Below are 23,206 nucleotides of genomic sequence, written 5' to 3' on the forward strand. Positions count from 1 at the left end.
GGTTAGATGTTTAAATTTAATGATGAAAAAGGGCAATTGAAATGTTCTTTTTGCGGCAAATCACAAGAGCAGGTTCGTAAGCTTGTAGCAGGACCGGGCGTTTATATATGTGACGAATGTATCGAGCTTTGCACGGAAATCGTGGAAGAAGAGCTCGGTCATGAGGAAGAGCTTGATCTGAAGGATATTCCGAAACCAAAGGAAATCCGCGATATTTTGGATCAATATGTAATCGGTCAAGAGCAAGCGAAGAAATCGCTGTCTGTTGCAGTTTACAATCACTATAAGCGTGTGAACAGCCAAAGCAAAATCGAAGATGTTGAACTGACGAAGAGTAATATTCTTTTGCTCGGTCCAACAGGTTCGGGTAAAACTTTGCTCGCACAGACGATGGCGAAGATTATCAACGTTCCGTTTGCGATTGCAGATGCTACTTCCCTAACGGAAGCTGGTTATGTCGGTGAGGATGTTGAGAACATTCTGCTTAAGCTGATTCAAGCGGCAGATTATGATGTGGAGAAAGCCGAACGCGGCATTATCTATATTGATGAGATTGATAAAGTGGCACGTAAATCCGAGAACCCGTCCATTACTCGTGACGTATCCGGTGAAGGTGTACAGCAGGCACTTCTGAAGATTCTCGAAGGAACGGTTGCTTCCGTACCTCCACAAGGTGGTCGTAAGCATCCTCATCAAGAGTTTATTCAAATTGATACGACGAACATCTTGTTCATCGTGGGCGGTGCCTTTGACGGTCTGGAGCAAATGATTAAACGCCGTATCGGTAAAAAAGTCATTGGCTTCAACGCAGCAGTTGAAGGACAAAAGGATCTCAAGCCTGGCGAATATTTGTCGATGGTATTGCCTGAAGACTTGCTCAAATTCGGATTAATCCCTGAATTTGTAGGCCGTCTACCGGTCATCTCGACTTTGGAGCCGCTTGATGAGAATACGCTGGTGCGTATCCTTTCCGAGCCTAAGAATGCACTCACGAAACAATACATCAAGCTGCTGGAAATGGATAACGTAGCGCTGAAGTTCGAACCGTTGGCACTCGAAGCGATTGCCAAGGAAGCGATCAAACGCAATACGGGAGCCCGTGGACTGCGCGCGATTATTGAGAGTATCATGCTTGATGTGATGTATGAAGTTCCTTCACGCGATGATATTAAGGATTGTGTGATCACGGAGCAGGTCGTTCAAGAGAAGGCTTTGCCTGAATTGAACCTTAAGAAAGACAAAAAGAAAGAGGAAAGCGCGTAAGCTGCTTACCTTAACAATACATGTCACTGTCTCCACCTTTCTTCCGCTTATCCCGCTTCACTAGCGGTTGCGAAGGGGTGGAGCTTTGGCGTTATGGGGGAGAAAAATCATGTTCTTGAGACACCAAACCCGTCCTGTCAATGTTGGCGGGCTCATTATTGGGGGAAACAACGAGGTTGCGATTCAAAGCATGTGTACAACCAAAACAGCTGATGTGGAGGCTACTGTAGCCGAAATTTTACGGCTTGAGGAAGCAGGCTGCCAACTGGTACGCGTTACTGTCAACAATGAAGAGGCAGCCGCCGCGATTAAGGAGATCAAGAAGCAGATTCATATCCCACTCGTAGCGGATATTCATTTTAACTATAAGCTCGCGCTGATGGCTATTGAGAACGGCATCGATAAAGTACGGATTAATCCGGGCAATATCGGTCGTCGGGAGAAGGTAGAAGCAGTAGTTAAAGCGTGTAAAGAAAAAGGAATTCCGATTCGGATTGGTGTAAATGCCGGTTCTTTGGAGAATCATCTCTTGGAGAAATACGGATATCCGACTCCAGAAGCTATGGTAGAAAGTGCACTGTACCATATTGGGATTCTGGAAGAGCTGGATTTCCACGACATTATCGTATCTTTAAAAGCATCCGATGTGCCAATGGCCATCGAAGCTTACCGTCAGGCTGCGGAAGTTATTCCTTATCCGCTGCACCTCGGGATCACAGAATCCGGCACCTTGTTTGCCGGTACAGTAAAAAGCTCCGCGGGTATCGGTGCACTGCTCTCTATGGGCATCGGCAGCACCCTGCGTATCTCGCTTAGCGCTGATCCAGTGGAAGAAGTTAAGGTGGCACGCGAGCTGTTGAAGACCTTCGGTCTGATCTCTAACGCGGCAACACTCATTTCTTGTCCGACTTGCGGACGACTTGATATAGATCTCTTCTCCATCGCTAATGAGGTGGAAGAATACATTTCGAAGCTTAAGGTGCCTATTAAAGTATCCGTGCTCGGCTGCGCCGTTAATGGTCCTGGTGAGGCGCGTGAAGCGGATATTGGTATTGCTGGTGCCCGTGGGGAAGGTTTGTTGTTCCGTTACGGTCAGATGATTCGTAAGGTGCCTGAAGCGGAACTCGTGAACGAGCTGAAGAAGGAAATCGATGCGATTGTTGTAGCGTATGAGGCAACAGGAGAAATCCCAGGCCGCGCTCACGCTAACCTTGCACCTCCGGTGCAATCAAAGTAATTTGGTCTTTTACGAATTAATGATTCAATTCATAATAAGTGGCGAAGAACGCCCTGTTACACCCCGGTATAACCGGTGGTGGGAACGGGGCGTTTTTTTTGCGTGGAATTAATGATTAAGGGGGACATTGAATGCATTATGAACAAGCCCATGAAGCATTTATTGAGAAACATCTAGCAAGCAGGAATGGGGAACGACGAGGAAGGCTAGAGAGAGGGCATCGTCATGCCGAAGAAATGTTTTTACAGAATGTATGGTGGCCGCTTCGTGGAGATTTCAATGATCTACATCCGGAGTATGAAGTGCTGGATTGGCGCGGACGATCTTATTTCGCGGATTATGCTTTTTTGCCGGGGCCTATCAAGCTCTTGTTCGAGATCAAAGGGTATGCAGCGCATGTGAGGGACATGGACAGGCTGAAGTATTGTAATGAGCTAAATCGTGAGACGTTTCTGTACGGAATGGGTTACCAAGTAATTTCATTTGCCTATGACGATGTGGAACAGCGCCCAGAGCTATGCATTACACTGCTGCGTGTGGTGCTAAGCCGTTACTTAATTGTAGATGCACCGCATGGAAAATTACTATTTGCTGAGAAGGAAATCATGCGATTAGTGGTTCGCCGAGCAGGGACAGTTCGTCCCAAAGATGTAGCAGAGTATTTTGCTATAGACCCCAAAACGGTACGTTTGATGTTGATGAAGTTGTGTGAAAAGGGCTGGCTAACCCCTGTGACAAGGGGGATCGGTGTCAAAAATGTTGAGTATAGGCTGGCTCGTGATGTCCTTTATTACTGGGATTAACATAGTAAGTTTAATGGTTGATGGGCTAATGTTTAAGGAATTACCTGCAGATGGGATGCTGGAAGTGCGAATGACTTGATTAGAAGGAGTGGGGTATGGAGTATGGAGTATGGTAAGGAAGTTGGTATGTTATATGTAGTTAGTATGGAATGTGATAAGGAATGTGGTGAGGAGTGCCGTAAGATGTGTACTATGGAGCGAAATTTGAAGCATTAATAAATAATTAGGGAAAACCTCCCTGAAAAAAGCCTAATATCGTTCCAAATCGATCTTTTTAGGGAAAATCTCCCTAATAAATGAGCGATTCACCTTATTTATAACCATTTTGGCTGATAATCAGGGAGGAATTCCCTAATTATCAGCCTAGAGTCCATAAACAACATATAATCAGGGAGGAAATCCCTAATTATCCGCTTAGAGATCATAAACAACGAATAATCAAGTGGATTTTCCCGGATTATCGCTTGAAGACCATCTTAAGCTTCTTCCATAGATGACTTAACGCCATTGAGCACACAGTCGACAGAAATAGGGGCCTTCCGAACGTGAACGTAGCTCCAAGGTCTATGACTGTTCATACTCATCTTCCAGCTAGAGGGGGTGGTGAAGAATCTGAGGTGCATCTAGCACTCCTTAGAACTTTCAACCCCCCAATTATAAATTCCTGCTACTTGTCCTACACCAACAATTCAACAAATCCTCAATTGTGCGTTTACTAATTACCGAAACGGCTATACTACCTAATAGTAGCCAAAGGTGGAAAGGTAGACTGAACGAAACAGGAGGATGACCTATGGAATTAAGTATAGTTGTGATGATCGTGCAGCTCTTTTTCGCGCTGGTTATCGGCGTATACTTTTGGAATCTGCTGCGGGGTCAGAAGACAAACAAGACGGCGGTAGACCGAGAGTCGCGTAAGGAACTGGATAAACTACGGAAGATGCGTATGATTTCACTAACCAAACCATTGTCGGAGAAAACTAGGCCGGCTTCTATTGGAGATATTGTTGGGCAAAAAGATGGGCTCCGCGCCCTGAAGGCCGCACTATGTAGTGCTAATCCGCAGCATGTGATTATTTATGGTCCGCCAGGAGTCGGCAAGACTGCAGCGGCGCGCGTGGTCATGGAAGAGGCGAAAAAAAATGTCCTTTCCCCTTTTAAAAGTGACGCCAAATTCACTGAAATTGATGCGACGACCGCTCGTTTTGATGAGCGTGGTATTGCCGACCCGTTAATCGGATCGGTGCATGATCCAATTTATCAAGGTGCTGGAGCCATGGGCGTAGCAGGTGTGCCGCAGCCAAAGCCAGGAGCGGTGACGAAGGCGCATGGCGGGATTCTTTTTTTGGATGAGATCGGTGAGCTTCACCCCATTCAGATGAACAAGCTGCTAAAGGTGCTGGAGGACCGGAAGGTTCTGCTAGAGAGCGCGTATTATAATTCGGAGGATAATAATACTCCGGCTTATATTCATGATATTTTTCAAAATGGCTTACCCGCTGATTTCCGGTTAGTAGGTGCGACTACGCGTTCCCCGGATGAGATTTCTCCCGCGCTGCGTTCACGCTGCATGGAGATTTATTTCCGTCCGCTATTGCCGGATGAGATTGCAGTCATCGCGCGTGACGCGATACAGAAGATCGGACTGAAGCCAAGCCCTGAAGCAGTCACTGTTGTGCAGCAATATGCGACAAATGGCCGGGAGGCAGTCAATATGATTCAGCTCGCAGCTGGATTAGCGCTAACGGAGCAGAGAGATACGCTAAGTGCTGCTGATGTAGAATGGGTAGCAGGCAGTAGCCAGCTGCCACTTCGAACAGAGCGCAAGATTCCTTCCGCGCCGCAGATTGGATTGGTTAACGGACTTGCAGTGTATGGACCGGGAATGGGCACCTTGCTCGAGATCGAAGTATCCGCAGCACCTGCGCAGAACGGTCAAGGTAGATTGAACGTAACCGGAGTAGTAGATGAGGAAGAGATTGGTGGAGGTTCTCGCACGATTCGGAGAAAGAGCATGGCTAAAGGCTCCGTTGAGAACGTATTGACCGTACTGCGTACCATGAATCTGGAACCAGACCGTTATGATCTGCATGTGAACTTTCCAGGTGGAACACCCATTGACGGACCCTCAGCAGGGGTTGCGATGGCAGTTGCTATCGTCTCCGCCATTCGTGGTCTTCCCGTGGATAATACCGTAGCGATCACTGGTGAGATAGGCATACATGGGCGTGTGAAGCCTGTTGGTGGTGTGATTGCGAAGGTGGAGGCTGCTTTTCAGGCAGGAGCTACTACGGTGCTTATTCCAAAAGAAAACTGGCAGTCCCTATTCGCTGACCTCGCCCCACTACGCGTCATTCCAATGGAAACGGTGGAAGAAGTATTCCGTCATCTGTTTGGCGCCGATACAGCAGATGTAAGGCTTCCAGCAGTAGCTGGAGAGCTATTCTCAGCAGCACCTTCACTTCTGAAGGCCGATGCCGCTGGCGAGTCTGCAAAGGGCTGAGCTTAAATTATTACCTAAAATGTAAGCTAGGGTGTGTTATGGTTTCGATAAGTAAATCGTGACTTGCCACTGTGAAATAAAGGGAGCCGCAGGCGTGTCTGCTGCTTCCTTTTTTAAAGTATAGATTCACACTTTCCATAATCCTTACATTTCTTTGAGAAACGTTGCCGTTTTTTAAGGATAATAAGGTTGTTTATTCTTAAATTGCAAGTACTTTGTTGGTGTTTTGGGGCTGCTTTTGTTAGAATGAATTCATATGAGATTAATTGAGAGCCATGGGAGGTGCGAAAGCGATGATGACAAATAAAACAAAAGGTCGTCGTTTTCCTTTATTACCGCTAAGAGGTCTTCTTGTGTACCCAAGCATGGTTCTTCACTTGGATGTGGGCCGTGAGAAGTCAGTTCGGGCACTAGAAAAAGCTATGGTTGAAGATAATTTAATTCTTCTGTGTTCACAGTCGGAAGTGAATATTGAAGAGCCTGGTCAGGACGATATTTTTCGGGTCGGTACTGTCGCGAATGTGCGGCAAATGCTGAAGCTGCCAAACGGTACGATTCGTGTACTGGTTGAGGGTGTAGAACGAGCCGAAATTATTAATTATATCGATAATGATGAGTATTATGAGGTTATGGCGCGCGAGCTACCAGAAGAGGAAGATGGCGATCAAGAGTGTGACGCGCTGATGCGTACAGTACTTAATCAGTTCGAACACTATATAACGTTATCCAAAAAAGTGACACCAGAGACACTGGCTGCTGTATCCGATATTGAGGAGCCTGGTCGTCTTGCGGATGTCATTACGAGCCATTTATCGCTGAAGATTAAAGATAAGCAAGAAATTCTTGAGACGATTGATGTCAGTAAACGGCTAGAGAAGCTTCTTGATATTCTTAATAATGAGCGTGAAGTGCTGGAGCTTGAACGCAAGATCAATCAACGTGTGAAGAAGCAGATGGAGAAGACGCAGAAGGAATATTATTTGCGCGAGCAAATGAAAGCGATCCAGAAAGAACTCGGCGAGAAGGAAGGTCGGGTGGGAGAAGCGGAAGAGCTGCGGAATCTCATGGAAGAGAAGAATTTGCCGGAACGCGTGAAAGAGAAGATGGAGAAGGAAATCGATCGTCTGGAAAAAATGCCAGTGAGCTCAGCGGAAGGTGGCGTAATTCGCAATTATGTGGATTGGCTGCTGGGTCTTCCTTGGAATGAACAGACAGAAGATGACCTTGACATCAAGAAGGCAGAACAGGTACTTGATGAGGACCACTACGGTTTGGAAAAACCAAAGGAACGGGTATTGGAATATTTAGCTGTTCAGCAGTTGGTGAAGAAACTAAAAGGTCCGATCCTATGTCTTGTAGGGCCTCCAGGTGTGGGCAAAACCTCACTGGCTCGTTCCATCGCACGTTCACTTAATCGTAAGTTCGTTCGCATTTCGCTTGGCGGTGTGCGTGATGAAGCGGAGATCCGTGGTCATCGCCGGACTTATGTGGGTGCGATGCCAGGCCGAATCATTCAAGGTATGAAGACGGCGGGAACGATTAATCCGGTTATCCTGCTAGATGAGATTGATAAAATGGCTGCAGATTTCCGTGGCGACCCATCCTCAGCATTGCTTGAGGTATTGGACCCAGAACAGAATAATACGTTCAGTGACCATTTTGTCGAGTTGCCGTTTGATTTATCGAACGTTATGTTTGTTACAACAGCGAATGTAGTGCATAACATTCCGCGTCCGCTACTCGATCGGATGGAAATGCTGTTCATTCCGGGTTATACGGAACTGGAGAAATTGCAGATCGGTAGCCGTTATCTTTTGCCGAAGCAGAAGAAGAATCATGGTCTTGCAGAAGACCAGCTGATCATCGAAGACGACAGTTTATTGCGTATCGTGCGTGAATATACTCGTGAATCCGGTGTGCGTAATTTGGAGCAGCAGATTGCAGCGTTATGCCGCAAAGCCGCGAAACAGATTGTGTCCAAGGAAAAAGAAAGTGTAGTCATTCTGCCGGATGACATCAAGGATTACTTAGGTGCATCGAAATACCGTTACGGTATGGCGGAGCTTGAAGATCAGATTGGCACAGTAACTGGACTGGCCTGGACTGAGGTTGGTGGCGATACGCTGTTGATCGAAGTGACTGTCGTGCAAGGAACGGGTAAGCTGACACTTACTGGACAACTGGGCGATGTAATGAAGGAGTCGGCGCAGGCCGCTTTCAGTTATACACGTTCGAAGGCGGAGGAGCTGGGACTCCAGCCCGATTTTTATGAGAAGATCGATATTCATATCCACATTCCTGAAGGTGCGATTCCGAAGGATGGCCCGTCTGCAGGGATTACGATTGCTACCGCATTGATCTCCGCACTTACGAAGCGTTATGTTTCGAAAGATGTGGCCATGACCGGTGAGATCACCCTGCGTGGACGTGTATTGCCGATCGGTGGACTGAAAGAGAAGTCTTTAGCTGCACACCGTGCTGGATATAAAAAGATCCTTCTTCCTAAAGACAATGAACGTGATCTGAAAGAAATTCCAGAGAGCGTACGTAATGATGTGGAGTTCATACCAGTATCTAACATGGATCAGGTCTTGCATCATGCGTTAGTTGAGCATCATAATGAAATTAGCAGTGAGCCACCGAGTAGTGTGCATTAGAAAGGAAGTCCTATGAAAGTTAATATTGCCGAATTTATAATCAGTGCCGTTGGCCCTGATCAATACCCTGATGATGCTTTGCCAGAGGTTGCTCTGGCAGGGCGCTCCAATGTAGGGAAGTCATCCCTCATTAACCGAATGATTAACCGCAAGAATCTGGCTCGGACAAGCTCCACTCCAGGTAAGACCCAGCATATGAACTATTACCGTATCAATGAAGACAGCATGTATTTTGTTGACTTTCCAGGTTACGGATATGCTAAAGTGTCGAAGACGCAACGTGCAACATGGGGCAAGATGGTAGAAAAATATCTATCTGAGCGCGATACGTTGAAGCTTGTTCTGCTCATCGTGGATCTGCGTCATCCGCCGACCAGCAATGATAAGATGATGTTCGACTGGTTGAAGCATTATGATCTTCCTATGTGTGTAGTAGCGACTAAGGCGGATAAGATTCCGAAGACTCGCTGGCAAAAGCATATCAAGATCATGAAGCAGGAGCTTGGCGTGCTGCCAGGGGATAATTTCATTCCATTCTCTTCAGAGATTGGCCTTGGTAAAGAAGAACTTTGGGGATTGATTGATGGGTATGTTCTCTCCTCTCCAGATTCTGAAGATGCTGAAATAGATGGAAATGAACCTCAGCAAGAGGAACCTACTGAAGCATAAGACAAGAACTCATTTACAATCAAGCAACCATTCCATTTGGGAATGGTTGTATTTTTTTATGGGTAAAACTAAATTTTCTATGTGAAGGGACCGATAGATAACATATGAAAGATATCCATTGCCACATCTTACCCTTTATGGATGACGGAGCTACTGATTGGGAATCCGCTCTCGCCATGGCGCAAGACGCCTATAGGGACGGGATTACATCCGTCATTGCCACACCACATCACGCCAACGGTCAATATATGAATAACTCCGCTAGTATAAGAGAAGCAGTGGATCTGATGAATGAGAAACTTCGTCAGCATGGCAATCCACTGCTTGTTCTTCCAGGTCAGGAAATCAGAGTGTACGGAGATTTACTGGATGATCTGGAGCGGGGGCAACTGCTAAGTCTTGCAGACTCGCGGTATATTTTGCTAGAAATGCCTTCTTCACGAGTCCCACGCAACATGGAAGAAATCTGTCACGAGTTGATCATTCAAGGGTTCGTTCCGGTCATCGCCCATCCGGAGCGTAATGCTGAAGTAGCTGCCGATCCTTCTAAGTTAGAAAGATTGATAGAGCTGGGATCACTCGGTCAGGTAACCGCACAAAGTCTTGCAGGCGTCTTCGGGAATAAACTTCAGAAGCTATCTCTGGAGTTATGTCGTAGAAATGCAGTACATGTGTTGGCCTCTGATGCACATGACAGTGTTCATCGTCCTTTTGGATTAAATGCTGCTTATGTGGTTTTAGAGAAACAATTAGGTCCTGAGATGCGCGACTATATGCGCGAGAACTCTCAGCAAATTGTGGCAAATGGAGAGGTTATTCGTGGTAATCACGTACAAAAAAGGGGGAATCGACACAAATTGTTTGGGATTTTTTCCCGAAAGGGCTGACTAATCTACCTAATAGTGGTAGAATGGGTTTTATTGGGTGAATCGTTGATATACGTAATAGTGTAGACATAAGGTGAAATAGTCTAGGACTATAGTAACAAAAGGGATTTAAATACATATAAAGAGGTGGATATTTAGTGACTTTGAAAAAGAAACTAGTAGTATCAACATTGGCAGTTAGCATGGCAGCGGTTGCAGTAGCAGGACTTCCGCTTAGCAGCAAAGGATTGGCAGCGCAGTTTGGAATCGTTGGAACAGCATCCGCTGCGACTAGCGTGGATTTTGCAAGCTTGAAGGAGCGTGCAACGAAGCTTTATAGCACGCTTACTGATGCAGATAAGCAGACGCTTCGTGATTTCCGTACTGAGCTTCAAGGTCTTTCACGTGAGCAACTGGAAAAAGATTTCGCGCCTGTTTTGGCTCAACTTGAGCTTAGCGATGCAGAAAAAACTACATTGTTTGATCTCTATTTAGAAGTAGTATCATCTATCTATACTCCGGATTTATCCGCAGTGACAGATATTCTGAAGTCCCCAAATTATGAGGCTTATCAAGCACTACTTAAGGAGATCGGTAAACAAGCTGGTATAACTGATCTTTCCGTTGAAGAAGTTTACAGCTTCATCTTTGGTTCAAACGGTGTTGAACAGAAACTAATCAACCTGCTAAAAGGAAAATCAGAAACGGATCTGGCTGACCTTATTATTCATCCGAACAGTGAATTGGCGAATCAAGTGAAGACTATTGTTCTCGACAGCACCATTGGTACTGCCAACTATTCCTTGAGAGCGTCTCTTGCAAATCTTAAGATTACTAAAAATATGATTGCAGCAACCAAGAATAACGTTGAATCTAGACTTACTAATGAAAAAGCAGCCGCGCTAGTTCTGGCGAAAGCTTACTATAATGCCTATCTTAAATCATCTACAACTACACCGACTAATCCTAGCACTCCAGGTTCCGGTTCCATAACGACTCCACCTGTACTAACTGTGGATCAGAAATTGGCAGCTGCAGCTACTTATGATGTATCTAAACTGGTACAAGTAGTAGATGGTAAAGCAACTGTGAAATTGGTAGATACCGATACAATCAATGCATTGGCTAATCTTGCTGCTGCAGCTAAAGCTGCCGGTAAAGAAGGTACTGCCCTTACGCTGACATTGAATCTTGGCACGATCACTGCGCCTACTGTTGAAGTTCCGTTGTCCAAAGCTATTGTTGAAGCAGCTAAGACTAATGGCATTGCGAATATCGCAGTAACCTTTAATGGCGTAACCGTAACAATTCCAGTAAGTCAGTTCAGCACAGCTATTGCATTGACAGTAACTACCGCAAAACCAGAAGTTGTAACTTCTGTTACCAAACTGAAATTGGCTTCGGATGTATACGAGTTCGGACTCAGTGTGGATGGTGTAGCGACTAGCACATTCAAACAACCAATCACCATTAAACTTCCGCTTAAGAATACTGATGGTCTTGATAAAGAATTGCTGTCCGTAGCGAAGCTTGTATACGGTAGCCTGCAATTCCAAGGTGGTGTTCTTGACGGAGAGTTCATCGTAGAACCACGTGATACTTTCTCATCCTATGCAGTGCTTGAGAATAAAGTAAACTTTACGGATATTGCTAGTGTACAAGCATGGGCTGGCAAACAAATTCAAGTCGTAGCTGCAAAAGGCGCGATTGAAGGCGTAGGCGAAGGTAAATTCGCACCGAAGAGCAATGTAACTCGTGCAGAGTTCGCTAAAATGCTGATTCGTGCGCTTAACCTGGAGAATAATTCAGCTGTACAAAGCTTTAGCGATGTAAGTTCAACTGCTTGGTATGCACCATATGTAGCAGTTGCAGCAGAAAAAGGAATCATTACTGGACGCAGTGCGGCTAAGTTCGATCCTAATGCAACTATCACACGTGCAGAGATGGCAACTATGATCTCCCGCGCAGTGAAATCTATCAATCCAGCTGCAACAACGAATGTAACGGCAATCAGCCAATTCTCCGATGCTGCTAAGATCAGCGCATCTTTGAGAGATGGCGTAGCATTCGCAGCAGATCATAACTTGGTTATCGGAAATGCTGGTAAGTTCAACCCGAACGATACAGCAACTCGTGCTGAAGCAGCAGTAATTATCTACCGTACCATTAACTTCAAGTAAGTAAATAAAAAAGTATAGTATACAGCCTCCTCTCATGTAGGTGAGAGGAGGCAATTTTTTGCCAATAGGGAAGTGCTGTAATATAGTAACGAAATATTTCAGAAATAGCTTGGAGGTAATTACACTTGTCATCACAAGAATTGGATCTTCGCGATTATTTTCAGATCGTCAGGAAGAGACTATGGCTGATTGTTAGCATAGTTGTTTTGGTGTGCGGTGTTGCTGGTGTGTACAGTCTGTATATTAAGAATCCGGTGTATGAAGCATCCACTAAGATTATTGTTAACCAGACTCCGACTCAATCGGCAGCAGCGCAGCTTGATTTGAACCAGATTAATACTAATATTCAATTGATTAATACGTATAAGGAAATTATTAAGACTCCGGCCATCCTTGATATTGTTACGAGAGATTATCCGCAGTTCAATATTACTGCAGAAGAACTGTTGAAGAAGGTTAATGTGAGCTCCGTCAATAATACGCAGGTGATGACACTTGTCGTTCGAGATAATTCATATCAGCGAGCTGCTGAAATCGTGAATGCTATTTCACTTGTATTCAAGGATGAGATTCCTAACCTATTTAACGTGGAGAACGTATCGATTCTGAATGAGGCCAAAGTGAATCCACTTATCGAGCCAGGACCTGTAGAACCGAATGTCTTAATGAATATGGCTATAGCTTTCATCGTTTCCCTGATGATTGGTTTAGGGATTGCTTTCTTGCTGGAATACATGGATGATACGCTGAAGACTGAGGCCGATATTGAGAAATATCTTGGTTTACCAACGATAGCTATGATTACAAGATTGGGTTCAGAAGAGAGCAAACAAGGCGCAACACAGGCACAGCCGCAAACATCCAGAAAGGCGGGCGAACTTGAACATGTCACAGCTGCCAAATAAACAACGTCATCTGATTACCGTTACGAACCCTCGCTCCCCTGTATCTGAAGCGTTTCGCGCGCTACGCACGAATATTGATTTTTCCTCTGTGGATGAGACTATTCAAGTAATCATGGTAACTTCGTCCGGACCGGAGGAAGGTAAATCAACAGTTTCTGCTAATTTAGCTGCGGCTTACGCACAGGCAGATAAGAAGGTATTGTTGATTGACGGTGATTTGCGAAAACCGACAGCACATAAGACTTTTTCGCTTAGTAACCGATTTGGGCTATCTTCACTACTGTCGCAGCAGGCGGTTCTTGAGGATACTGTCCAAGATTCTGGTGTTTCCAATCTTTCCATTATGACCTCAGGACCGATTCCTCCGAACCCAGCAGAAATGATGGCTTCTAATCGGATGAGTACTCTTTTGCAGGACTTGCGCCAGCGTTATGATGTCATTCTTATTGATACTCCACCGTTATTGGCAGTTACAGATGCGCAGATCATGGCTTCCAAGAGTGATGGTGTCATTATGGTTGTCAGCTATGGCAAGGTGAAACGCGATATTGCTGTAAAAGCTAAAGCTAACCTTGATCGTGTAGGTGCGAAAATGCTTGGCGTGGTTCTCAATAATGTAAAACGTAAAGCCAGCGAAGGTTACTATTACTACTACTATGGAAATTGATTTGTTCTTTAACAATAATGTTGTTTTTGGAGGCACTGAAAATGACAGCGAAATCTAGAGTGATTCTTTTATTCTTCATTGATCTTGCGATCATTTGGTTCAGTATTGTGACATCTTATTTGTTTCGGTACCCTAACCATGCTCTTCAGGAATACGTTGTACAGATGCTGCAATTTGGTTTGATTGCAACATTTGCATTCGGTGGAAGCCTGATATACTTCGGTCTTTACCGAAGAATGTGGCAATATGCCAGTATCGGTGAGATTATATCGGTTTCTAAAGCTATTGTAGTAGGATCTTTATTTTCATTTGCACTGGCGTATCTAATTTTGCCGGATAGAGTACCTCTTGCCATAGAAGTTCGGTCGATGGAGACTATTCTTTTATTAGTAGGTGGAGTTCGATTTTTGTGGAGAGTACTTCATAATGATCGAATCAATTACAAAGACACTCAGACCCATACACTTATTGTAGGTGCAGGCGATTGTGGAATATTAATTGCCAGGGAAATGATGGGACCTTCTTTTGCTCATACGAAGCTAGTAGGTTTCATTGATGATAGTATCAATAAATATCATTTGTCTATATTGGGTGTGCCAGTGTTGGGCAATCGTTACGCGATTCCCGCTATTGTGAAAGAACGGGAAATTCATGAGATTATTATCGCCATGCCTTCCGTTTCACGTACTGAAATCTCTGAAATTATTAATCTGGCGAAGAAGACAGGGGCTAAACTTAAGATTATACCGGCGCTTAACGATCTGATCGCGGGAAAAATATCAGTGAAGAAATTGCGAGATGTTAGCGTTGAAGATTTACTAGGTCGTGAGCCGATTATAGCAGATTTGAACAGTATTCTAGGTTATGTACACCACAAGACTGTGTTAGTTACGGGGGCTGGTGGATCTATTGGTTCAGAGCTATGTCGGCAGATTGCCCCATTTGGTCCCGACAAGCTAATGCTGCTTGGACATGGAGAGAACAGCATTTATATGATTGAAATGGAGCTTCGTAAGAAGTTTCCGGATCTGAATATTGTTACGGTAATCGCGGATGTACAGGACCGCAGTCGGATGATGGACATATTCAGCAGCCATAAGCCACATGTTGTCTTTCATGCGGCAGCACATAAACACGTCCCATTGATGGAGCGGAACCCTTCAGAAGCCATTAAGAATAATGTCTTCGGAACAAGGAATGTTGCGGATTGTGCAGATAAATATGGTGCGGAGAGATTTGTAATGATCTCCTCGGATAAAGCGGTTAACCCAACGAGTGTGATGGGTGCAACTAAGCGTATTGCTGAAATGTATGTGCAAAGTCTGCATACCACAAGTAGCACGAAGTTCTCAGCCGTGCGTTTTGGGAACGTGCTTGGTAGTCGTGGAAGTGTAATTCCGGCCTTTAAAGAGCAGATTGCTGCTGGTGGACCAGTCACTGTTACTCATCCGGAAATGGTCCGATATTTTATGACGATTCCAGAAGCTGTTCAGCTTGTAATCCAGTCGGGTTCTTTTGCCAAAGGTGGCGAAGTGTTCATTCTGGATATGGGAGAACCCGTAAAGATTCTAACGTTAGCAGAAGATTTGATTACACTTTCTGGTTATGAACCTTATAGAGATATTGATATTCAGTTCTCCGGTATTCGTGAGGGCGAGAAGTTATATGAAGAACTGTTAACAGATGAAGAGAATTTAGGCTCTACAGATCACGGAAGAATCTTTATCGGTAGACCTAATGTGATAAGTCTGAATCAGCTAGAACTGGAATTCAAACGATTGGATCGTGTGCTTGCTGAAGAACCAGAAGTTATTCGTGAAGTGATCAATCAGATTGTACCGATGCAGCCCGTTGCCCAAGTTGCTATCAGCTAATTTATTCATAAAGGGGGATACATAAGTGTTCAACAAACGATGGAAAAAGATCCTTTTATGGACGCTGTCAATCATTGTAGTTCTGGGTGTTGGTGGTTTGTTCGCAGCGAATTATGCGGTTGATAAGCTGATGAATTCAATGGTAGATGGTTTTGATCTGGAGTCTGAGGATCAAGTTAGTGGTGGTCAAGATCAAGGAACTGCACCCGAAGATACAGTAGTAGATGGTAAAGTTGATCCTGTAGCGTCTGCAACACCTGCTCTATCAACAGATGATGATGGAAGCAAAGATACTGAGGAAACTGGAAAAGATACAACAGCTTCTACTACTAGTGAACCTACGAAAGCCCCATCAACAGATTCGAAAGATAGTTCTTCAGATGGCTATACGGCACAGGTCTCAACAGATAAAGCAAAAGAAATTCAAGAGAATGTAACGATGAAGGATAAGGCAGATGTTGCTGCTATTGTGCTCGGTCAACTAAGTGTATCTGATATTAATCGGCTAAAGGATTTGGCCAAGGGTGGCCTAACGCTTGATGAGAAGCGGGAAGCACGTAGTATCATCCTCGGTAAGGTTTCCGAAGAACAATATAATGAGCTTTCACAGGTTGCTAAGAAATATGGCGTGAGTCAAGGGAAGACACGTGATCAAATCCTTAAAGAAGAAGAGCAATTAAAAGCGAAAGAAAAGGGAAGTGAATAAGTATGTCTAAAGCAACGCTACCAGTCATAGCTCTATCGTTAATAGCTTCAATAGGGTTAGCACCCTTAACGGCATCCGCTCCTATTTCCGTATCAGCAGCAGCGGTACCAAATGCAACAACTAAGGTGGCAACAGCTACGGTCAAAGTACAAAGTATGAACGTAAAGATGATTTTTGACGGTGTTAGCATTCAACCACCAGTAGGGCAGTACGTGTTTATGTATAACAATACAACCTATGTTCCATTACGGTTTATGTCGTATGCCTTGCAGAAGAGTGTAAGCTGGGATGCTAAGAACGTTAAGGTTACTGTAGCAGAGCCTAACAGCTCAGAACTAGTAGTGATTAAAGAGTATCTAATGAATGCAACAAACGGGAATAGTGCTTCGGCAGTATCTAAGAATCTTGTACTCAATCAAGTTAAGGCAAGTTATGTATTTAACGGTGCTACCAAGGCATTACCTACTGGACAATCCAGCTTTATCTTGAATGGCTCCTTATATGTACCCCTACGTTTTTTATCGGAATCTGTAGGTCATAACATTAGCTGGGATCAGAAGACGAAGACCATTACTGCTGCTTCTAAGGCGTATCAAGAGCAAGTTGGCACTAAGGATCCATCTCCAGTAGCGACACCAGTACCAACCGATTCAACAGGTGGTGCAGCAGGAGGTGCTGCCGGAACTGGAAAGGTATCGTATGAGACCATTACTAGTGAAGCGGAAGCCAAACTTACTGCGCTTAAAGATCAAAGCCAATCAACATTAATGAGCATTGCATTAGAGTATCTCGGAGCAAAAGATGAAGCGAGTAAAAAGAGCATTAAGGCTAAAGGTGTACAACAACTATCCTCGTTTAGTGCTAGCTTCAATAGTATAGTTGCCGACACTGAACAAAAACTGAACAGCAATGGTTATAGTACGGCAATCATAAGTCAGTATAAAAGTGAATTTGAATCACAGCTTCAGTTGGGTAAGGAAATTGCTGAGGGAATGGCTAACTAAACAAGATAAGACGATCATCTCTATGCCTCTTGGACATAGAGATGATGTACATAGATAGAAAATAGTAACTTAAAGGATCAGGTGAATTTATGAGACCTTATGTTTACGTGAAACAAACCATTGATTTTCTGCTGGCTTTAATCGGAATGTTAGTGTTATGGCCGGTTTTCTTGATTATCGCGATTGCGATTAAGACAAGCTCAAAAGGCCCTATCTTATTTAAACAAAAGCGATTAGGTAAAAATAAATCGGAATTCTACATTCTCAAATTTAGAACGATGCGAACGGACACTCCTAATGATATGCCAACTCATCTATTGAAGGATCCGGATTTCTTTATTACTAAAGTAGGTAAGTTCCTAAGAAAAACAAGCTTGGACGAACTACCTCAGATTATTAATATCCTCAAAGGTGAAATGAGTATCGTTGGACCTCGCCCTGCGTTGTGGAATCAGTATGATTTGATAGCTGAAAGAGATAAATACGGAGCTAATGATATTAAGCCAGGGTTGACTGGGTGGGCTCAGATTAATGGTCGGGATGAGCTAGAGATTGATATTAAGGCTAGGCTTGATGGGGAGTATGTTGCAGGTCTTTCTTTTATGTTTGATATAAAAGTGTTTTTTATGACGATCCTAAGTGTTCTGAAATCGGATGGTGTAAAAGAAGGAACAACAAAACAGGAAGTGTCTTCTACTAAAGGGGTAACCTTATAAAATGAGCAAACGAAAGATATTAATTACTGGTAAAGGGAGTTACGTTGGTACCAATTTTATTAAGTGGCTGGAACAATGGCCAGATCAATACGTAGTTGTGGAACTATCGGTAAGAGGTACGGAATGGAAGGAACATGATTTTTCAAATTATGATGTGGTGCTCCATGTGGCTGGAATTGCTCATGTATCTACGGACCCAAGCATGGAGCAGCAATATTATGAAATTAATCGCGATCTGGCGATTGAAGTTGCTGAGAAGGCAAAGGAAGAACGCGTTAAGCAGTTTATTTTTACTAGCAGTATTATTGTCTATGGCGATAGTAGCCATATTAACAAGAAGCGTATTATAGATAGAAGCACTATACCTCAACCATCTAATTTTTATGGGAATAGTAAGCTCCAAGCGGAGGAAGGCATCTCTCTTTTAGAGAGTGATGATTTCAAAGTAGTTATAATTAGACCACCTATGATTTATGGTAAGGGTTCTAAAGGAAATTATCCGAAATTGGCAAGCTATGCTCGTAAATTACCACTATTTCCTGACATCGACAATGAAAGAAGTATGCTTCATATAGATAATCTTTGTGAATTTATTAGGTTGATGATTGAAAATAATGAACAAGGATTGTATTTTCCACAGAATAGCGAATATGTAAGTACTAGTAAATTGGTGTTATTAATAGCCCAAGCGCATAGTAAAAGTATCAAGTTAACGAAGGTTTTTAACTTTATTCTTAATAATGGTTTAGCTATCAAAATAAATCTGATAAACAAAGTGTTTGGGAACTTAGCTTATGACTCAAGGATGAGTATTTATAAAACGAATTATCAAATTAGAAATTTAAGAGAATCAATTCTCTTAACTGAAACTATAGACAAAGAAGGGTAGAGAGTGAACAAACATATCTTAGTTATAGCTCAATATTTTTACCCTGAGCAATTTCGTATTAATGATATTTGTACGGAATGGGTGAAGAAGGGATATAAAGTAACGGTCGTTACCGGTATTCCAAATTATCCTCAAGGAAAGTATTACCCTGGGTACGGATTATTTAAAAAACGTAAAGAAATCTATAATGGCGTTGAAATAATAAGAATTCCATTAATACCAAGAGGGAAAAATTCAATAATGCTCGCATTGAATTATTTATCTTTTGTGGTATCAGGATTCTTCTGGAACTTATTTACTAGGCTTAAAGCGGATTATGTATTTATATTTGAAGTTTCTCCAATGACACAAGCATTACCAGGTGTATGGTATGCCAAAAAAAGAAAGGTACCTTGTTATTTGTATGTTACTGATTTATGGCCGGACAACGTAGAAATAGTAGCAGGTATTAAAAATAAACATATTTTAAACATAATTGGGACGATGGTTGATTATATTTACAGGCATTGTGATAGAATATTCACTTCATCTGAGAGCTTTATTGAAGCAATTAATCAGCGTGGTGTAATGTATGGAAAATTAGAATTCTGGCCTCAATACGCGGAAGACTATTACGCTCCAGTTGATAGAAATTTAGCTATTGTATCGGAAATCCCACAAGATGAACATTTTAATATTATCTTTGCTGGTAATATTGGAGTTGCACAGGGCTTGGATATATTACCTGTAGCAGCCAGATTATTAAAACAACAGAAAATAAAAGTTCGATTTAATATAGTAGGCGATGGCCGGTATAAAGACACTCTGATAAACAAGGTAAACGAATGTGATGTATCTGAAATGTTTAATTTTGTTGCTAAACAGCCACCTACTAGAATTCCTGATTTTATGGCAGTCTGTGATGCGACATTAATAAGCCTTTCAAAAAGTAAAGTGTTTTCAATAACTCTACCAGCAAAGACGCAGTCATGTCTGGCTTGTGGAATTCCTATTATTGTATCTGCTGATGGAGAGATACAAAATGTGATAGTTAAAGCTGGTGCTGGTGTCTGTGGCGATGCTGGTAATGCAGAACAATTGGCTAACAATATACAAAAATTAGCTTTGAGTTCCTCTGGTGAATTGCAGCAGATGTCTCAAAATGCACTCGACTACTATAATAATACTTTTGATAAAAATATGCTTTTGAATAAGCTAGACCCTTGGTTTAACCTAAGTAACTTAAAGAATGGAGATAGTAAGTATGTTCAAAGATAAAACGTTATTAATCACAGGTGGGACAGGATCTTTTGGGAATGCTGTAATGAAAAGATTTCTTGGTACAGATGTTAAAGAAATTAGAATTTTTTCTAGAGATGAAAAAAAACAAGATGATATGCGAAAACTATATAAAAACGATAAGCTTAAGTTCTATATTGGTGATGTGCGTGATTTAGCTAGTGTTAAAAACGCTATGTATGGTGTGGATTATGTTTTTCATGCAGCAGCACTTAAGCAAGTACCTTCATGTGAGTTTTTTCCTCTTGAGGCTGTTAAAACCAATATAATAGGTACAGATAATGTTGTTACTGGGGCTATAGAGATGGGTATTAAAAAGGTTATTTGTCTTTCCACTGACAAAGCTGCATACCCCATAAATGCAATGGGGATTTCCAAAGCAATGATGGAGAAGGTATTCGTAGCTAAATCTAATACAGTAAACCCAGAAAAGACACTTATTTGTGGGACAAGATATGGTAATGTAATGGCTTCGAGAGGTTCTGTAATTCCACTATTTATAGAGCAAATTAAAAACGGAGGTCCTTTGACTGTAACTGACCCTAACATGACAAGATTCTTAATGAGTCTTGAGGAGGCTGTAGAACTTGTTGTATTTGCTTTCCAGAATGCCGAAGCTGGCGATATTATGGTTCAAAAAGCTCCTGCGTCGACTATTTGGGATTTAGCTCAAGCGGTTAGAGAAATATTCAGCGTAAAGAATGAAATTAAAATCATTGGGACTCGTCATGGAGAAAAATTGTATGAAACTCTACTTACAAGAGAAGAGCATGTAGTTGCTGAAGACTTAGGAGGATTTTATAGGGTTCCAGCGGATAAAAGAGACCTTAACTATGATAAATACTTCGTAGAAGGAAACAAAAAAATCCAACAAGTTGAAGATTATAACTCCCATAATACTGAGAGGTTAGGAGTTGAAGCAATAAAAGATAAATTACTTAAACTAGATTATATTCAAGAGGAATTAAAGAATTGGGAGGGGAAGAGATAAGTGAAAATCCTTGTCCTTGGAGCAACAGGAATGGCAGGTCATACAATTTCTATTTATTTTAAAGAAAATGGCCATGATGTTACAGCTTTTAGCAGGCGCAATTTTGAATATTGTACTAATATTGTTGGTGATATTACAGACTTTAATCATTTAAATGATGTAATTAAGATTGGAAACTATGATGCAATCATTAATGCGATTGGCATCTTGAATAGAGATGCAGAAGAAAATAAATCAAATGCAGTATTAATAAACAGTTACTTACCACATTATCTCAGTGAAGTTACTAAGAATATGGAAACGAAAATTGTTCATATGAGCACTGATTGTGTCTTTTCCGGAAAGTCTGGAAGCTATAATGAAAAATCTTTTAAAGATGGTGAAACTTTTTATGATAGAACAAAGGCTTTAGGGGAACTTGAAAATTATAAAGATTTGACTTTTAGAAATTCAATTATCGGTCCGGATTTAAATGAAAAAGGGATAGGTCTTTTTAACTGGTTTATGAAACAAAACGGGCATATTAATGGATTCACATCGGCTATTTGGTCAGGTGTAACGACAATAACACTTGCTAAAGCAATGGAAAAGGCTTTAGAAGAAAACTTAACAGGTCTATACAATTTGGTCAATAATGAAAGCATAAGTAAATTTGATTTGCTTAAATTGTGTAATGAAATTTTCAATAATAGAACTGTAATATCACCAAGTAACGAAATGAAAGTTGATAAGTCACTTGTTAACAATAGGGGAGAAGATTTTTCTTTTGTAGTCCCGAATTATGAGCAGATGATCTTAGAAATGAAAAAATGGATTGAACAACATAAAGAGATGTACCCGCATTATTCAATATAGAGGAGAGAGACATAAGTGCGAAAATTAAAATTAATGACAATAGTGGGAACACGACCAGAGATTATTAAATTATCAGAGATTATAAAAAAGTGTGACAAATACTTTGAACATATATTAGTACATACGGGACAAAATTATGATTATGCATTAAATGAAGTGTTTTTTAAAGAATTAGGTTTAAAAGCACCTGACTTTTATTTAAATGTTGTAGGTGATCACTTAGGTGAAACAATGGGAAATGTAATAGAGAAGTCGTATAGAATTATGACTGATCAAAATCCAGATGCTATTTTAGTTCTTGGTGATACTAACTCTTGTCTTAGTGTTATATCTGCCAAAAGATTAAAAATACCAATTTTTCACATGGAAGCTGGGAATCGTTGCTTTGATGAGAATCTGCCAGAAGAAATTAATCGTAGAATCGTTGATGTTACTAGTGATGTAAACCTTTGCTATACTGAGCATGCAAGAAGATATCTGAATGCTTCTGGTGTTCCAAAAGAGCGAACTTACGTAGTCGGCTCACCAATGGCAGAAGTATTATCTGCTAATAAAGAAGGCATTAATAATAGCAATGTACTAAAGACCTTAGGATTAGAGAAAGGAAAGTATATACTACTTTCAGCACACAGAGAAGAGAATATTGATAATGAACAGAATTTCTTTGCATTAATGAGTGCCGTAAATGCTATGGCTGAAACATATAACATACCTGTTATTTACAGTACACATCCAAGAAGTAAAAAATTTATTATTCAAAGAGAATTTAAGTTTCATCCATTAGTTAAGAGTTTAGATCCATTTGGTTTTTATGATTATAATAACCTTCAAAAACATGCGTTCTGTGTAGTCTCTGATAGTGGAACGATTCCTGAAGAAGCTTCTTATTTTAAATTTCCTGCTGTATCAGTAAGAACAAGTACTGAAAGACCTGAGGCTCTTGATAAAGGTGGTTTTGTAATCGGAAGCATTACCACAGAACAGGTTCTGCAAGCTGTTAATATGGCAGTAAATATGAATGCTAATGACGATTTGGGTATAACAGTTCCTGATTATGCAGATGAAAATGTTAGTACAAAGGTTGTAAAGTTAATTCAGAGTTATACCGGTATAATAAATAAGTTTGTGTGGAGAAAGTGAGGG

The 23,206-nt window shown here is 42.0% G+C and carries 19 protein-coding genes; all 19 read left to right on the forward strand.

The features are described 5' to 3' along the window. Positions 1-6 precede the first annotated feature (6 nt). The gene (gene clpX, locus MKX35_RS09385) at positions 7-1,263 is read left to right on the forward strand and encodes an ATP-dependent protease ATP-binding subunit ClpX (protein WP_042130648.1); all 1,257 of its coding nucleotides are present in this window, start codon (positions 7-9) and stop codon (positions 1,261-1,263) included. Positions 1,264-1,372: 109 nt separating this feature from the next. Then, positions 1,373-2,500: a flavodoxin-dependent (E)-4-hydroxy-3-methylbut-2-enyl-diphosphate synthase gene (gene ispG / locus MKX35_RS09390; protein WP_036685055.1), complete on the forward strand. Its 1,128-nt coding sequence runs from the start codon at positions 1,373-1,375 to the stop codon at positions 2,498-2,500. A gap of 131 nt (positions 2,501-2,631) precedes the next feature. Then, positions 2,632-3,303 (forward strand): type IV toxin-antitoxin system AbiEi family antitoxin domain-containing protein, encoded by a 672-nt coding sequence (locus MKX35_RS09395; RefSeq protein WP_076300706.1) that lies wholly within the window; start codon positions 2,632-2,634, stop codon positions 3,301-3,303. 793 nt (positions 3,304-4,096) lie between these two features. Next, positions 4,097-5,806, forward strand: coding sequence for an ATP-dependent protease LonB (lonB, locus tag MKX35_RS09400; protein ID WP_042191261.1), 1,710 nt, complete (start codon positions 4,097-4,099; stop codon positions 5,804-5,806). 293 nt (positions 5,807-6,099) lie between these two features. Further along, positions 6,100-8,463, forward strand: a complete 2,364-nt coding sequence (gene lon / locus MKX35_RS09405; RefSeq protein WP_042191259.1) for an endopeptidase La — start codon at positions 6,100-6,102, stop codon at positions 8,461-8,463. Between the two features lie 12 nt (positions 8,464-8,475). After that, positions 8,476-9,132, forward strand: a complete 657-nt coding sequence (gene yihA / locus MKX35_RS09410; RefSeq protein ID WP_042191256.1) for a ribosome biogenesis GTP-binding protein YihA/YsxC — start codon at positions 8,476-8,478, stop codon at positions 9,130-9,132. A gap of 104 nt (positions 9,133-9,236) precedes the next feature. After that, on the forward strand, positions 9,237-10,019 hold the full coding sequence (locus tag MKX35_RS09415) for a tyrosine-protein phosphatase (RefSeq protein WP_076300707.1): 783 nt from the start codon (positions 9,237-9,239) through the stop codon (positions 10,017-10,019). Between the two features lie 137 nt (positions 10,020-10,156). After that, complete coding sequence (locus MKX35_RS09420) at positions 10,157-12,178, forward strand: S-layer homology domain-containing protein (RefSeq protein ID WP_076300708.1); 2,022 nt, start codon at positions 10,157-10,159, stop codon at positions 12,176-12,178. A gap of 125 nt (positions 12,179-12,303) precedes the next feature. After that, positions 12,304-13,083 (forward strand): YveK family protein, encoded by a 780-nt coding sequence (locus MKX35_RS09425; RefSeq protein WP_076300709.1) that lies wholly within the window; start codon positions 12,304-12,306, stop codon positions 13,081-13,083. Continuing rightward, on the forward strand, positions 13,064-13,750 hold the full coding sequence (locus MKX35_RS09430; protein ID WP_042191248.1) for a CpsD/CapB family tyrosine-protein kinase: 687 nt from the start codon (positions 13,064-13,066) through the stop codon (positions 13,748-13,750). The genes MKX35_RS09425 and MKX35_RS09430 overlap by 20 nt, the downstream gene beginning before the upstream one ends. 41 nt (positions 13,751-13,791) lie before the next feature. Next, entirely contained in the window at positions 13,792-15,624 is a 1,833-nt protein-coding gene (locus MKX35_RS09435; protein WP_076300710.1) for a polysaccharide biosynthesis protein, read from the forward strand. Positions 15,625-15,649: 25 nt separating this feature from the next. Beyond that, positions 15,650-16,330, forward strand: a complete 681-nt coding sequence (locus MKX35_RS09440) for a hypothetical protein (protein WP_076300711.1) — start codon at positions 15,650-15,652, stop codon at positions 16,328-16,330. Between the two features lie 2 nt (positions 16,331-16,332). Next, entirely contained in the window at positions 16,333-17,334 is a 1,002-nt protein-coding gene (locus MKX35_RS09445) for a stalk domain-containing protein (RefSeq protein ID WP_076300712.1), read from the forward strand. An 89-nt stretch (positions 17,335-17,423) separates the two neighbouring features. Beyond that, positions 17,424-18,050 (forward strand): sugar transferase, encoded by a 627-nt coding sequence (locus tag MKX35_RS09450; protein WP_076300713.1) that lies wholly within the window; start codon positions 17,424-17,426, stop codon positions 18,048-18,050. Position 18,051: 1 nt separating this feature from the next. After that, the gene (locus MKX35_RS09455; RefSeq protein ID WP_076300714.1) at positions 18,052-18,939 is read left to right on the forward strand and encodes an NAD-dependent epimerase/dehydratase family protein; all 888 of its coding nucleotides are present in this window, start codon (positions 18,052-18,054) and stop codon (positions 18,937-18,939) included. Between the two features lie 3 nt (positions 18,940-18,942). Next, positions 18,943-20,196: a glycosyltransferase family 4 protein gene (locus MKX35_RS09460; protein ID WP_076300715.1), complete on the forward strand. Its 1,254-nt coding sequence runs from the start codon at positions 18,943-18,945 to the stop codon at positions 20,194-20,196. Then, a complete protein-coding gene (locus MKX35_RS09465) occupies positions 20,183-21,208 on the forward strand; it encodes a nucleoside-diphosphate sugar epimerase/dehydratase (protein ID WP_076300716.1) in 1,026 nt (341 codons plus the stop codon). Before MKX35_RS09460 ends, MKX35_RS09465 begins: the two co-directional genes overlap by 14 nt. Further along, positions 21,209-22,063, forward strand: coding sequence for an SDR family oxidoreductase (locus MKX35_RS09470; RefSeq protein ID WP_076300717.1), 855 nt, complete (start codon positions 21,209-21,211; stop codon positions 22,061-22,063). It abuts the gene before it with no gap. A gap of 15 nt (positions 22,064-22,078) precedes the next feature. Beyond that, on the forward strand, positions 22,079-23,203 hold the full coding sequence (gene wecB / locus MKX35_RS09475; protein WP_076300718.1) for a non-hydrolyzing UDP-N-acetylglucosamine 2-epimerase: 1,125 nt from the start codon (positions 22,079-22,081) through the stop codon (positions 23,201-23,203). Positions 23,204-23,206 lie beyond the last annotated feature (3 nt).

It is taken from the genome of Paenibacillus sp. FSL R5-0923, assembly GCF_038009145.1.
Lineage (GTDB): Bacteria > Bacillota > Bacilli > Paenibacillales > Paenibacillaceae > Paenibacillus_AQ.